Raw genomic sequence first — 530 nt, forward strand, 5'->3', positions numbered from 1 at the left:
GGGTAAAGCGGTTGCGTTCGCACTGTTCAGCCTGCAGGACCGCGGTAAGCTGTTCCTGGGTCACGGTGCAGAAGTTTACGAAGGCCAGATCATCGGTATTCACAGTCGTTCTAACGACCTGACTGTAAACTGCCTGACCGGTAAGAAACTGACCAACATGCGTGCGTCAGGTACTGACGAAGCAACGGTTCTGGTTCCACCGATCAAGATGACCCTGGAGCAAGCTCTGGAGTTCATCGATGACGACGAACTGGTAGAAGTGACTCCACAGTCAATTCGTATCCGTAAACGTCACCTGACCGAGAACGATCGTAAACGTGCAATGCGCGGTGCGAAAGAAGAGTAATTCACTCCTCTTTAAGTCTCTAAAACCCCGTCCTTGTGGCGGGGTTTTTCTTTTTCTGCGTTGTGTCCCTCTCCATAGCCAAACCTTATCTTTCCCGCTACAGTTACTTTTCCACGGCGAAAGGAGATAAACATGCTTTATATCTTTGACTTAGGAAATGTAATCGTCGATATCGATTTTAATC

General features: G+C 48.5%; 1 pseudogene. It reads left to right on the forward strand.

Annotated features, from left to right (window positions below):
* A pseudogene (locus tag IB245_RS28920) lies at positions 1–346 on the forward strand (translational GTPase TypA); the annotation flags it as partial.
* Positions 347–530 lie beyond the last annotated feature (184 nt).

Source organism: Pseudomonas sp. PDM02 (genome assembly GCF_014852285.1).
Classification (GTDB): domain Bacteria; phylum Pseudomonadota; class Gammaproteobacteria; order Pseudomonadales; family Pseudomonadaceae; genus Aquipseudomonas; species Aquipseudomonas migulae.